13 protein-coding genes are annotated in these 13,498 nt (G+C 53.9%); 4 read left to right on the top strand and 9 right to left on the bottom strand.

The window, feature by feature from the left end; all coding sequences use genetic code 11:
- Positions 1–96 precede the first annotated feature (96 nt).
- On the top strand, positions 97–627 hold the full coding sequence (dsbB, locus tag ACVKSX_RS02420; protein WP_010260580.1) for a disulfide bond formation protein DsbB: 531 nt from the start codon (positions 97–99) through the stop codon (positions 625–627).
- Between the two features lie 634 nt (positions 628–1,261).
- Here dsbB and ACVKSX_RS02415 read toward each other — a convergent pair.
- The 3 genes from ACVKSX_RS02415 to ACVKSX_RS02405 all read right to left on the bottom strand — a co-directional run bounded on the left by ACVKSX_RS02415 (position 1,262) and on the right by ACVKSX_RS02405 (position 3,025).
- On the bottom strand, positions 1,262–1,708 hold the full coding sequence (locus ACVKSX_RS02415; RefSeq protein ID WP_010260578.1) for a YcgN family cysteine cluster protein: 447 nt from the start codon (positions 1,706–1,708) through the stop codon (positions 1,262–1,264).
- A 65-nt stretch (positions 1,709–1,773) separates the two neighbouring features.
- Positions 1,774–2,433, bottom strand: coding sequence for a fumarylacetoacetate hydrolase family protein (locus ACVKSX_RS02410; protein ID WP_354438297.1), 660 nt, complete (start codon positions 2,431–2,433; stop codon positions 1,774–1,776).
- 316 nt (positions 2,434–2,749) lie between these two features.
- Positions 2,750–3,025 carry a YcgL domain-containing protein gene (locus tag ACVKSX_RS02405; RefSeq protein ID WP_010260572.1) on the bottom strand — a complete coding sequence of 92 codons (276 nt, stop codon included), beginning with the start codon at positions 3,023–3,025 and terminating at the stop codon, positions 2,750–2,752.
- A gap of 155 nt (positions 3,026–3,180) precedes the next feature.
- On the opposite strand from ACVKSX_RS02405, the gene minC reads away from it, so the two are divergent.
- Genes minC through minE form a run of 3 tightly spaced genes read left to right on the top strand, consistent with a single transcriptional unit; the run spans position 3,181 to position 5,007 of the window.
- Entirely contained in the window at positions 3,181–3,888 is a 708-nt protein-coding gene (gene minC / locus ACVKSX_RS02400) for a septum site-determining protein MinC (protein WP_010260571.1), read from the top strand.
- 33 nt (positions 3,889–3,921) lie between these two features.
- The gene (gene minD, locus ACVKSX_RS02395; protein ID WP_010260569.1) at positions 3,922–4,734 is read left to right on the top strand and encodes a septum site-determining protein MinD; all 813 of its coding nucleotides are present in this window, start codon (positions 3,922–3,924) and stop codon (positions 4,732–4,734) included.
- Positions 4,735–4,737: 3 nt separating this feature from the next.
- Positions 4,738–5,007 (top strand): cell division topological specificity factor MinE, encoded by a 270-nt coding sequence (gene minE / locus ACVKSX_RS02390; RefSeq protein ID WP_008925314.1) that lies wholly within the window; start codon positions 4,738–4,740, stop codon positions 5,005–5,007.
- A gap of 53 nt (positions 5,008–5,060) precedes the next feature.
- Here the strand turns inward: minE and rnd are convergent, their stop codons facing one another.
- From rnd to ACVKSX_RS02360, 6 genes are all read right to left on the bottom strand, one after another.
- On the bottom strand, positions 5,061–6,182 hold the full coding sequence (rnd, locus tag ACVKSX_RS02385) for a ribonuclease D (RefSeq protein WP_010670757.1): 1,122 nt from the start codon (positions 6,180–6,182) through the stop codon (positions 5,061–5,063).
- A gap of 98 nt (positions 6,183–6,280) precedes the next feature.
- Positions 6,281–7,957: a long-chain-fatty-acid--CoA ligase FadD gene (gene fadD / locus ACVKSX_RS02380; RefSeq protein WP_010260565.1), complete on the bottom strand. Its 1,677-nt coding sequence runs from the start codon at positions 7,955–7,957 to the stop codon at positions 6,281–6,283.
- A 209-nt stretch (positions 7,958–8,166) separates the two neighbouring features.
- Complete coding sequence (locus ACVKSX_RS02375; protein ID WP_010260563.1) at positions 8,167–8,763, bottom strand: Slp family lipoprotein; 597 nt, start codon at positions 8,761–8,763, stop codon at positions 8,167–8,169.
- 60 nt (positions 8,764–8,823) lie between these two features.
- Positions 8,824–9,522, bottom strand: a complete 699-nt coding sequence (tsaB, locus tag ACVKSX_RS02370) for a tRNA (adenosine(37)-N6)-threonylcarbamoyltransferase complex dimerization subunit type 1 TsaB (protein ID WP_010260559.1) — start codon at positions 9,520–9,522, stop codon at positions 8,824–8,826.
- Between the two features lie 44 nt (positions 9,523–9,566).
- Entirely contained in the window at positions 9,567–11,483 is a 1,917-nt protein-coding gene (locus tag ACVKSX_RS02365) for an ATP-dependent DNA helicase (RefSeq protein ID WP_354438295.1), read from the bottom strand.
- A gap of 241 nt (positions 11,484–11,724) precedes the next feature.
- On the bottom strand, positions 11,725–12,462 hold the full coding sequence (locus ACVKSX_RS02360; protein WP_354438294.1) for a carbonic anhydrase: 738 nt from the start codon (positions 12,460–12,462) through the stop codon (positions 11,725–11,727).
- Between the last annotated feature and the right edge of the window lie 1,036 nt (positions 12,463–13,498).

Here is a 13,498-nt window from a genome sequence, read left to right as displayed (position 1 = left end):
AGGTCATGTTTGCACACGATTTTTCCCTGTCCCTGGCTGGTTTGCAAACGCTTTTGGTTTACACTGCGTGGCATTAACGTTTACAGGGAATGCAATATGTTGCGATATCTGAATCAATGCTCACGTGGTCGCGGAGCCTGGTTACTACTGGCACTGACTGCACTTGCACTGGAATTAACAGCACTCTTTTTTCAGCACGTAATGGGCCTGAAGCCCTGCGTGATGTGTATTTATGAGCGCAATGCGCTGTTTGGTGTGCTGGGCGCGGGTCTGGTTGGTGCGATTGCGCCAAAATCGCCGTTGCGTCTGGCGGCGCTGGCGTTGTGGATCTACAGTGCCTGGGAAGGTCTGCGTCTCTCTTATGAACATACCATGATTCAGCTGCACCCTAACCCCTTCACCACCTGTGATTTTGCTGCTCGCTTCCCCAGCGGCTTACCGCTGGATAAATGGCTGCCGTCGGTGTTTCTTGCCAGCGGTGACTGTGCAGAACGCAGCTGGACTTTCCTGACGCTCAGCATGCCGCAGTGGATGATTGTGGTGTTCGCCGGTTATCTGCTGGTCGCGGCGCTGGTGCTGATAGCCCAGCCGCTGAAACCTAAACGCCGCGATCTCTTTGGTCGCTGAGATCAAAAAAGGCTGCCACTGGCATAATGCTGGTCAGTTAAGATTAGATTTGTAAAAGGCTGTCACGGTCAAACGTGGCAGCTTTTTTTCCGGGCGAGCTAGCCGCAGTGCGGGCCAGCGCACCTCTGCTGCTGCCGGGCCGTCCTCGCGCCGCTCACGCGGTACCTTCGGCTTTGACGGCGCGCCGACGAACCGTTCGGGGATCGGCCCTCCCTGGCCGGCCCCGAACTGTCCACGCTTCCCGGCGTGGACTTCTGGCCCACCGTCACGCCTCAGCGCTGCGGATAGCCCTTTCAGCAGCAGAGGCGCTCAGGCCTCCACTCTCGTGCCCTTTTTAACAATTCACACTGAAGTTTCAGAGCAGGCCGGTGCCGGGCAAGGAGCAGGCAATCCGCAGCGCTGAACAGAATGAGTCTGCCAGGAGAGCCCGCAGGACGCGGGCGAAAGGCGGGGCGGCACAGGATGTGCCATCCCCGGCGGTCCGTCAGGCAGAGGAATGAAGTGAAGGAACCGCGAAGCGGCGCGAGGACCGCCAGCCCCTGCCCGGGACCAGACTGCGTTATCACCTGTCGCTTAACTGACCAGCATTATGCCACTGGCAGCCTTTTTTCTGTTCCGATTGATAGCGCGGCACTCAGCCGTTGCGATCGGGGCGATCAATGATGTGATCTTCCCAGTCCCGCACTTCACTCTCACGCACCGCAATATACCGCACCGAAATACGCTGCGCATGCATCGCTGTTTTCGAACCGGCCCGCAGCGGATGCCATACGGGTAAATCTTTGCCTTCACCCAGCAGCCGGTAAGCGCAGGTGCGCGGCAGCCAGTTGAAGGTCGTCAGATTTTCGCGCGTTAACTTGATGCAATCCTCTTCAAGTTCGAAGCGGCGCTCATAGTTGCGGCACTGGCAGGTTTTAATATTGAGCTGATCACAGGCGACATTGGTGAAATAGATCTCATCGGTGTCGGCGTCCTGCAATTTGTTCAGGCAACACTGTCCACAACCATCACACAAGGATTCCCATTCCTCATCGCTCATTTGTGCCAGGCGTTTTTGTTGCCAGAAAGGGGTGTCAGTCATGATGATTTGTCCGGATTGTGCCTAAACCGCACCTTATAAAGCCTATGCGGCGGTGATGCAAGTTTTTAGAGTACGCGCGTGCTGATGCCGTGACCCGCCAGTGAAACTTCCAGCTGATCACCCGAGCGCATCGGGCCTACACCTTCTGGCGTACCGGTCAGAATCACATCGCCTGCACGCAGCGTAAAGTAGTGGCTCATATGGGCAATCAGCGGCAGGATTTTATGAATCATGTCTTCGGTGTTGCCGTGCTGACGCACTTCACCGTTCACCAGCAATTTAAGCTCGACGTTCTGCGGATCGCCACTGAATTCCGTCACCGGGATAAAACCAGAGACAGGACAGGCGTTATCAAAGCCTTTGGATTTTTCCCACGGCTGGCCCGCTTTTTTCAGCCCGGCCTGCAGGTCACGCAGTGTCAGATCCAGCGCCACGCCATAACCTGCAATCGCCTTAGCCACATGCGCATCGGTCGCCTGCTTCAGTGTCGCGCCGATCAGCACCGCCAGTTCAACTTCATGATGGACCTCGCCAAACGCGTCGGGAATAGAGAGCGGCTGACGCAAATCACACAGCGCCGTTTCCGGCTTGATAAAGATCACCGGTTCGTTTGGGGTTGCGCTGCCCATCTCTTTAATGTGCTTTGCATAATTACTCCCGACGCAAACCACTTTGCTGACCGGAAAATCTAACAGAGCGCCTTGCCAGTTACGATGCTGATACATGCTCATCCCCTGTTCAGGTTAGGTGTGATGCCAGCGCTGCTGGCGGGTTGATGTTTGCTCATGCGTTGATCGAAATGCCAACCTCATAGCGTGATAATAAGATCCTTTTAACGGTCCGGGGTGCGTAATTTGTCAGAAAGCGTAAATGCAGGGGTTGAAGCGCTGAATAATCGTACAAATCGGGAGAAAAAATTGAGCAGGGAATTTAAAAAGGGGTGAAACAGATAAGCTGCACCGTTAATTTTGCGCAGCATCAGGGCAATATTATCCTGCCAGGATGGCACCGACAGGATTTATATTTACAGAAGAATCCGAGTTAAAGTTTTTTATCGGCCTGTAAATGAATGTTGAGGAGACTTTCAATCGGCGGAGGGAGCTGTAAATAATAGCCCTGCTCGCTCAATCCCTGCTTAACTTTATTGATATCCGCATTAGCCAGCCTGTCCCGCCCCGCCAGCTTAAGCACCATCGCCAGCTGCGGCTTGCCAAAGCCTTTCAGCAATTCTTCCGGAACGCGCGAGAAATCGTCCTTTTTTTCAACATAGAGATAAGTCTGGTCACGTAACGGGCTTCTGTAGATCACACAAAACATATTTTTTACTCGAATTAACCGGCGTTGAGGCTTGTCTGAATATAGCTGTAACTATAACATGCTTGCAGAACTTCGAATATTCACCGTTAGCGCTTCAACGATGATTTTATCATCGCCAGGCTTTCGGTAGTGAAAACAGGACTGAGTCGGGACAGATGTCGCAAACGCCAATCGAATTCAAAGGTAGCAGTTTCACCCTGTCTGTCGTCCATTTGCATCACCATGACCCTGCGGTGATTCGCAAGGCACTCCAGGACAAGATTGACCAGGCTCCAGATTTCCTGAAAAACGCGCCGGTGGTACTTAACGTCTCGACATTAAGTGCCGATGTTAACTGGAAACTGTTGCAACAGGCGGTTCTCGCCACCGGTTTACGCATTGTCGGCGTAAGCGGCTGCAAAGACGAAGCGCTGAAACGTATGATCGCCCGTGCCGGCCTGCCCGTGCTGGCAGAAGGTAAAGAGGCCAGACCGCAAGCCGCCGCGCCGCAGCCGATACCTGAACCTCTGCCGGCTGTAACCGAAACGGTAGCAACGAAAACCCGCATCGTGAACACCCCGGTGCGCTCGGGCCAGCAGATTTATGCGCGTGATGCCGATTTGATCATCACCAGCAGCGTCAGCGCCGGCGCTGAACTGGTCGCCGATGGCAATATTCACATTTACGGCATGATGCGCGGTCGCGCCCTGGCGGGTGCCAGCGGTGACCGCAACTGCCAGATTTTTTGTACCAACCTGGCTGCCGAGCTGGTCTCGATTGCCGGAGAGTACTGGATCATGGATCAGATCCCGCAAGAATTTTTTGGTAAAGCTGCGCGCCTGTGCCTGCAGGATGGCGCGCTGACTATCCAGACACTTAATTAGGCCCCTTTTCTTTTGTTAAGGAAATCAACATTTATGGCACGCATTATTGTAGTTACATCCGGTAAAGGGGGCGTTGGTAAGACCACGTCAAGCGCGGCCATCGCCACCGGTTTAGCGCAGAAAGGCAAAAAGACAGTTGTGATCGATTTTGATATCGGTCTGCGTAACCTGGATTTGATCATGGGCTGTGAGCGCCGTGTGGTCTACGACTTCGTTAATGTGATCCAGGGCGATGCCACACTGAACCAGGCGCTGATTCGCGACAAACGCACGGAGCAGCTCTACATTCTGCCTGCGTCGCAGACCCGTGATAAAGATGCGCTGACCCGTGAGGGTGTTGAAAAAGTTCTGAACGATTTGGCTAAGATGGAATTCGATTTCATCGTCTGTGACTCACCGGCAGGGATTGAAACGGGCGCACTGATGGCGCTCTACTTTGCCGATGAAGCCATTATTACCACCAACCCGGAAGTCTCTTCTGTCCGCGACTCCGACCGCATCCTCGGCATTATCTCATCCAAATCCCGTCGCGCTGAAAACAGTCAGGACCCGGTGAAGGAGCATCTGCTGCTGACCCGCTATAACCCTGGCCGGGTGAACCGTGGCGATATGCTGAGCATGGAAGATGTGCTGGAGATACTGCGCATTCCTCTGGTCGGCGTGATCCCTGAAGATCAATCGGTGTTACGTGCCTCTAACCAGGGCGAACCGGTGATTCTTGACGGCGAATCTGATGCTGGCAAAGCCTATGCCGATACCGTTGAACGGTTGCTCGGTGAAGTACGCCCCTTCCGCTTTATCGAAGAAGAGAAGAAGGGTTTCCTGAAACGCCTGTTCGGGGGATAAACCATGGCATTACTTGATTTCTTTTTATCCCGGAAGAAGAACACTGCCAACATAGCCAAGGAAAGGCTGCAGATTATCGTGGCAGAACGGAGAAGGGGCGACAGTGAGCCCCACTATCTTCCGCAACTTAAGCGCGACATTCTGGAAGTGATTTGCAGATATGTGAAGATCGATCCAGAAATGGTAACGGTTCAGCTCGACCAGAAAGGTGATGATATCTCGATTCTGGAGCTGAACGTGACGCTGCCGGAAACGGATGAAGTGACTAAATGACGCTGACCGTTTGCTGAATTTCCCCTGCGCTCTGGCAGGGGAAATTTAACCGGTTAACAACCCGCCAGAATCTCCTCAATGCCGGGTTTCAGCAGTTCGCCCCGCCATCCGGTGAGTAACTCCGGCTGACGTCCCTGTGGCTTCAGGCCCCAGTGCTGACTTAATACCTGATTAATCTGACGTCGTGACGCCAGCAGCTCCTGACTGAATCCACTCTGCTCACTCACCTGCTGCACCAGCGCTTTCATCGCTTTAAACACTGGCTTGTAGTGCGGATGGTCAATCAGATTGCCCAGCGGAGCCGGCAGTTCGCTCTCATCCAGCGCCTCAGCTTCTGCCACCAGCGCCACCAGCGCTTTGCCGTGGAAACGAATTTCGTGGCCTGACAGCCCCAGATGATCCAGCTCGCCCAGCGAGCCGGGCATAAAGCGCGCCACTTTCCACAGGTGCTCTTCGCGCACCACAAAGTTAACGGCCATATCTTTTTCACGCGCCAGCTTCAGACGCCAGGCCGCCAGCCGCTGTAACGCCGCCAGCTGACGCGGGCGCAACTGCCAGGCATTGGTAATATCCCGCCAGGCTTCATCCGGCGACAGGCTATCCAGACGACGCTGACACAGGTTATCGCACTCACTGAGGGCCGCCGCCATATTGCCGGCCTCTTCCGTATTGATCATCAGCTGACGCGCAATCGGCAACAGATAGTGAACGTCCGCCGCCGCATACTCGCACTGACGCTGGGTCAGAGGGCGTGCCAGCCAGTCCGTGCGTGATTCACTTTTATCGAGTTCGACCTGAGTGAAATGCGCCACCATTGAGGCAAAACCCCAGGAGAGCGGCTGGCCAGAAAAGGCCGCCAGAATCTGGGTATCGATCATGGGCGTCGGCAGCACGCCGAAACGGTGCAGGAAGACTTCCAGATCTTCACCCCCGGCATGCAGGAATTTGGTGACGCTGGTGTCGGTCAGCAAGGCAATAAAGGGTGACCAGTCACGGATATTCAGCGGGTCAATCAGCACCAGTTGCTGATCGTCGAACAGCTGGATCAGGCCAAGCTGAGGGTAGTAAGTGCGGGTGCGGACAAATTCGGTATCCAGGGCCACCGCCGCGTGCTGGCGCGCTTTCTGACACACGTCTGCCAGTTGATCATCCTGGTCGATAAGGGAATAGTTCACGTCTGATTTTCACCGCAGCCAACAACGCGCGGCGCTCCATGTTAAAAACAATAAAAACGCCGGACATGCCGGCGTTCAACCTCAATTTCTGCCCGGATTCAGCTCGCGCCGGGTTTCGCCTCGTCGCGCAGCTCACGCCGCAGGATCTTGCCGACATTGGTTTTAGGCAACTCATCACGAAACTCAATGATTTTCGGCACCTTGTAACCGGTCAGCTGACGGCGACAGTGATCGAGCACCTCTTCTTTGGTCAGCGACGCATCTTTTTTCACGATGCAGACTTTTACCGCTTCGCCAGAAAGATCGCTGGGGACACCGATAGCCGCGGCTTCACGCACTTTAGGATGCTGCATCAGCACGTCTTCGATTTCATTCGGATAGACATTAAAACCTGATACCAGAATCATATCTTTTTTGCGGTCAACGATGCGAATAAAGCCTTCCTGGTCAACGGTAACAATATCACCGCTGTGGAGCCAGCCATTTTTCAGCACTTCCGCTGTCGCTTCCGGATGCTGCCAGTAGCCCAGCATCACCTGCGGGCCGCTGATGCAAAGTTCGCCCGGTTCACCCGGAGGAACTTCATTGCCGTCGTCATCCAGAATCAGCACATCGGTCGAGGGCACCGGCAGACCGATACTGCCGGTATGACAGCTGATGTCATAGGGATTGACCGACACCAGCGGAGAACACTCTGTCAGGCCATAGCCTTCCAGCAGATAGTGTCCGGTCAGTTTTTCCCAGCGCTCGGCCACCACTTTCTGCACCGCCATTCCGCCACCGGCGGAAAGACGCAGCGTTGAAAAATCGAGTTTATTAAACTGCTCATCGTTGAGTAGCGCGTTAAACAGCGTATTCACGCCAGTAATGGCGGTAAACGGAAATTTCCCCAGCTCTTTAACAAAGCCGGGAATATCGCGCGGATTGGTGATCAACAGATTCTGACCGCCCAGCTCCAGGAACAGCAGGCCATTCACCGTTAAGGCGAAGATGTGATAAAGCGGCAGCGCGGTGACGACACACTCTTTACCGTCACGCAGCACCTTGCCGTAGGTCGCGCGGGTCTGCTCAAGATTCGCCTGCATGTTGCGATGGGTCAGCATCGCCCCTTTGGCCACGCCAGTGGTGCCACCGGTGTATTGCAGGAAGGCGAGATCGTCATTGGAGACCGTCGGGCGTTGATAATTGAGCGTTTCGCCGACTTCCAGTACGTGGCGAAATGAGATTGCCCCCGGCAGATGGTATTTGGGCACCAGCTTCTTCACATACTTAACGACAAAGTTAACCAGCGTCGCTTTTATTGGCGCCAGCTGATCGCCCATCCGGGTCAGGATGACGTGCCGCACAGCGGTTTTCGCCACCACTTTTTCCAGCGTGTGCGCAAAATTCGAGACAATGACAATCGCACTGGCCCCACTGTCATTGAGCTGATGCTGCAGTTCGCGCGGCGTATAGAGCGGATTCACATTGACCACCACCATACCCGCACGCAGCACACCAAACAGGGCCACCGGATACTGCAGTAAATTCGGCATCATCAGCGCCACACGGTCACCCGCTTTCAGGCCCAGCTGTTGCTGAAGATAGGCGGCAAAAGCGCGGCTCTTCTCTTCCAGCTGACGATAACTCATCTTCTGACCCATGTTCAGGAACGCGGGTTGATCGGCGTAGCGTTTTGCGGCCTGCTCAAACAGATCCACCAGCGAGGTGTAACGATCTGCACTTATTTCGGCAGGCACATCTGCCGGGTAGCGTTTCAGCCAAACCTTATTCAAGGATCCACCCCGATAATTATGTTGTATTTCCATCGCTGCCTCAGCCAATCTGGTTTGTTAACAATATTTTAACTGATTGTACCAGTTTGCCTGTTTTGGCATGTTGAGGTTGCGAAGTGCATCACTAAATTTCGTGCTGATAAAACAGGCAAATAAAAAGCCCGGCAGCGAGCACCGCGACCGGGCTGATACTTAAATGTTTTTTGCACTTACTCAGTCAGAATGGTCTGCACCTCTGCCGGCCCACTGTTCATCATTCCCCAGTAGGGATTCGGGCCCCAGTATCCACCGCGATGGCGGGTCGGACCATACCAGATCCAGGGATCCATCGGCTGAGGTGGAGCTGTCACCTGCTGGGTAAGTCGCCAGCGCTGATAACCGCGCACATCGATGACCGCAAATTTATAATCCGCTTCACCAATTTTGCCCTGCTCTGTCCCCTTAAGGGTACCCAGCACCGTCACATACTGGTTTCTTACATCCACCGGATCAACAAAACCGCGGATATCGGCATAAATCCGACCGACCGAGGCCGCACCCAGACGTGGTCTGGCGCTATCATCCAGCGGCTGTGCAGCAATCTCAAGCCGGGTTTTGCCGTTCAGGTTAGTAACATTCACTACCTTGCCGCCAAAGCGAGATTCCTGCCCGACAAAGAGCGAAGGATTGCTCATGACCCGCAACAGATCCTGCTGCGGCTGAGGTGAGCTGCCCTGCAGCGTGTCAGGAATTGAGACACAACCGGTTAACGCCAGTACACAGGTCAGCAGCAGACCTGAAAGCCCTTTACCACACATTGACGACATAGACGTTCTCCCGTTAGGTAAAGAGTTAGACTGGACGCATAACAATAAGTTGCGTGCATTTTACCGGCCAGGTAATTTTTTCCAGGCGACTTCATTACGCAGATAAGTGGGCTCCGCCGTTTCCGGCAGCAGCGTCTTCCCCTGCGCCAGCGCAAGGGTCGCCAGCGGCAGCATATCTTCTGCAGCGGGCAGCGTAACGTCACTGGCGTTCAGGGTAAGTTCGTGTCCCTGCTGCAGGGCAGGATAAGCCTGCCAGCCGGTGCCTGCGGTCATCCATTCGCCAGAGAGCGCCTGCATCCGGGCCAGTGCCGCTTCGGGCGACAGCACGCTTTCGCTGGCCTCACCCTGCCAGGCACCCTGTTCATCACGCTGATATTCGGCCCAGTAGACCTCGCCCATCCGCGCATCAATAGCGGTTAATACGCGGGTAGCACCGTGCAGACGCCACGCGCCTTCCGCCAGCGTGGCCAGCGTGGAGACCGCGATCATCGGCAGTGAAGCGCCCAGTGCCAGTCCCTGCGCAATACCAATGCCAATCCGCACGCCGGTAAAACTGCCAGGGCCGCGACCAAAGGCGAGCGCGTCCAGGTCGGTCAGTTCCAGCTGCTGTGCCAGCAGTAGCTCTTCGATCAGCGGTAAAATACGCTGGGTGTGATCGCGCGGGGCAATTTCGAATCGGGCATCAATCTGTTGCTGATTCAGCAAGGCGGCTGAACAGGCTTCTGTCGCCGTATCCAGCGCTAAAATTCGGGCTGACATGACTACCTCAGAAGAAAGAAAACGGCGCGCATCTTAGCATAAAATTACGCGTCTGGTTCGGGTTGCTGGCGGATAAAGGCGATGGCGCGGGCAATGTCCCGGGTGCGCGGCGTCGGTGGCAGGCTATTGAGAAACAGCGCGCCATAAGGACGAGAAACCAGACGCTGATCGCAAATCACCAGTACGCCACGATCGTCGGTATCGCGGATTAAACGTCCCACGCCCTGCTTCAGGGTGATCACCGCATCCGGCAGCTGCACATCCGTAAAGGGATCGCCGCCACGAATCCGGCAATCTTCCATTCTGGCTTTCAACAGCGGATCTTCCGGTGAGGTGAACGGCAGTTTATCGATGATCACCAGCGACAGCGCATCACCCCGCACATCCACGCCTTCCCAGAAGCTGCTGGTCGCCACCAGCAGGGCATTGCCCTTATCGATGAACTGTTTCAGCAACTGACCCTTGCTGGTTTCACCCTGCACCAGCACGGGCAGCGTCATTGAGGCGCGAAATTCTGCGGCCAGCTCACGCATCATCAGGTGCGACGTGCACAGAAAGAAACAGCGGCCTTTATTGGCATCAATCAGCGGCTTCATCATTGCGGCCAGCTGGCGTGCACCACCCGGACGGTTAGGCTCAGGCAGATTGCGCGGAACGCAGAGCAGCGCCTGCTTCGCAAAATCGAACGGGCTGTTCAGAATCAGGCTTTTTGCTGCATTCACACCCAGCCGTTCGGCGAAGTGTGCCATTTTCTCATCCACCGCCAGGGTGGCTGAGGTGAAGATCCATGCAGCCTTACGATTATCCATTACTTCACGGAAGCGTTCTGCCACCGAGAGCGGCGTCAGCGCCAGGATAAAGTGACGTGAGGTACATTCATACCAGTAGCTGTAGCCCGGCTCGTTAATCGCCCGCAGCCGTTTTAACCGGCCACGGTAGAGCGCGGCCCGCTCGAAGGCGGCATCCAGCAGGGCTGAACGGCCCAGTGAGAGTTTGATAACGTCGTAACAGAGCTCAAGCGCATCATCCAGCAGCGTAAACATTCGCAGGATGTTGTTATCGCTCAGCAGTTCACGCAGGTTACCGCGATAGCCGGGATCGCCTAATGACAGGCGAAAATCCTGCGCGCACTGCGCCAGGCGGTCAGCGGATTTCTGCAGCTGCTGAGCATCACGTACCTCGGTGCGGTAGGCGGTAATAATATCTTTGGCGAGATCGAGTAACTGGCGGCTGGAGAGCTGCTGACCAAAATACTGACTGGCGATATCGGGCAGCTGATGGGCTTCATCGAAGATCATCACATCAGCTTCGGGAATAAGTTCGCCAAAGCCGCCCTCTTTCACCACCAGATCGGCAAAAAAGAGATGGTGGTTCACGACCACCACATCGGCGTCCATAGCGCGCTTACGCGCTTTGACCACAAAGCACTCTTTATAGCGCGGGCAGTCAGTGCCGAGGCAGTTATCGTTGGTGCTGGTGACCAGCGGCCAGACCGGGCTGTCTTCGGTCACGCCCGCACAGCTGCTGATGTCGCCATCTTCCGTCTGCGATGACCAGCTGCGCAGCGTCACCAGATCGGTCAGCCCCTGCGCGGTGAGATCGCCGCCCGCCATCGATTGCTGTTCCATGCGTTCCAGACAAAGGTAGTTGGATCGCCCTTTCAGCAAGGCCGTTTTACCTTTGAAATCCAGCGCCTTGATCATCGTAGGCAGATCGCGGCCATAGAGCTGATCCTGCAGCGCCTTGGATCCGGTGGAGACAATCACTTTTTTACCGGCCCGCAGAGCGGGAGCCAGGTAGGCATAAGTTTTTCCGGTGCCGGTACCGGCCTCGACCACCAGTTCACCCTGCTGTTTTACGGCTTCAGATACCGCCTGCGCCATCTCACGCTGTGCTTCACGCGGCTTAAAGCCTGCGATCGCCAGCGCCAGCGCGCCATCCACTGCAAAATCGTCTGCCACATACCCTCACTAAGAACGGCAAAAACACTGTAATTATGTCAGTATTGGATCAACAAAGCAAAATTGATAATTATCAATAGTTTATCTATTTTTAGCCGTTGGGAGTGTGGCAACCAGTGTCTCAGGATCGCGTCTGAAAGATGGGACAAAGGCGGCAGGTGGCCGCCTGAAAAGAGTCTCTCGCAGCATCGGGATACCTGATGAGAAGTTGCACCGCGAAAGGCAGTAGAAATCGCTGTGACTACTCTACAATCATGCGCCCATTGAGATGCTGCAACGGACGATTATTGGTAGTTTTCAGCGCCTGTTTAAAGGCGTCGAGCTGCGCCTGAGAGAGCGAAACCGGCTGTTTCAGCACCAGCCAGCGAATCCCTTCGCTGCAGGGCGGCGGCGTCAGGGAGCCACTGAAACGATAATAGTGCAGATCTTCCGGGAAGAGATCGCGTAAGTTTACCTGGCGATTAATGGTTACCTGCTGGTTTTCCTGTTTCGGCATAGCGTCGATCAACGGTGCCAGCGCCGGATTCTCTTCACCGACCTTAAACATCACCGCGACCACGGCCAGATCGCCATCCTCTTTGCTGTGTACAAAGTGGGCTTCAAGGGGAAAGGTGTGCCCATTGATCTGGTTCTCACTCGGCGTATGGAAGTGATACTGACGCAGCGTGAACTTTTCACTATCCAGTACAAAATCATCTTCTTCATCAACGGTCACCTGAATCGTGTGGCCATTGTTGATCACCTTCTCAGCCGACGTATGGTAGGCCAGATCGAGTGCCTGTAAATGTCCCTCAATCGGATCTTTAATATTGATAGGCGACTGGGACTTACCTTCGTGGCAGATGTGGAAGTCGCTGGTCAGTTCGCTCCAGTGTTCCGGGCCAGCTTTGCCTTCGTACGTCCAGTGCGGTTCCGCCGCACCGGCTACGTTGAGGGTAGAAAGCGCCACAACCAGACTTAACATTTTTGGTAATTTCATTTTTATCCCTGCTTTATAAGCTTATTTGCGGCAGGGATACTATTCCGCTGACTACTGAATCAGCAAGGTGACAAAATGCGTTAAATCAAAATCAGAACGAATAAAGAGTTTATAATTACAATCAGTGTTAATTTAATTAACAAACACCACGATGTTACGTTTTTAAGCACTTCAGGAAAGGGTTGATATCAATCTCTCTGAATAAAAGAGTTTCATTTTTCTGTATTTATCATTTTGATCGTCGAAACGAGCCGGGAGGGAAATTTTGCACTAAATTCAGGCGACGTAAGAAACCGCAAAACTGCACGCAGGCGGTTTTGCGGTGCAACGCGATAACGCGTCATAAAAGATTATGCAGGTGACGCTAGACATCCTTTTCTAATGGTTCCTCTTCTTCATCTTCTTCCTCATCTTCAGGATAAATCTCAGCGTCATCGGGCAGCGGCTCATCGTAATCAGGGCGTTCAGACATAATTTCCTCCGGTGTCAGATAGCAATTTTGCTATGCCCTTTGAGTGTAGCTTACTCCTGCCATCTGTTTTGCAAGGCTCGCAAAAGATATCAGAAATGCGGGCGCTGCCGCAGACTCTGCTTCGCCACTGCGTGAAACAGCCTTGCGTCACAGCCGGTGCTGATAGCGTACCGGTTAATCGGATGCCCATTCGCCTCCCCCAGCCGCGTTATCATTGACGTCAGTCGGATAGCGGGTTTAATAATTCGCCGTTTAAAAACCTCTGTTTTCAAAAAAACCTCTTACTCGTTTAATGAATAAAAGGCCGGAACTTAACTGTTATAATATAGGGACACGAAAAGTTAATGATGCGATTCAAAGCACAATCATGCACAAAGAAAGGTAACATTAAATAAAAACTCAACAGGAATAGCATTAAACATCGTTCTGTTGTTATAAGAGAAAATCCCTGATATAAAAGAGACAGAATTTAAACGTAATCTGTGAGCATTAGCGGATTGAATATTTCCTCTGATGCAGCCACGCTGACTTAACAGATGGTAGCGAGGTAATTAAAATTCAGGA

Source organism: Pantoea sp. PvP021 (assembly GCF_054056055.1).
This window is presented reverse-complemented; position numbering and strand designations above follow the sequence as displayed.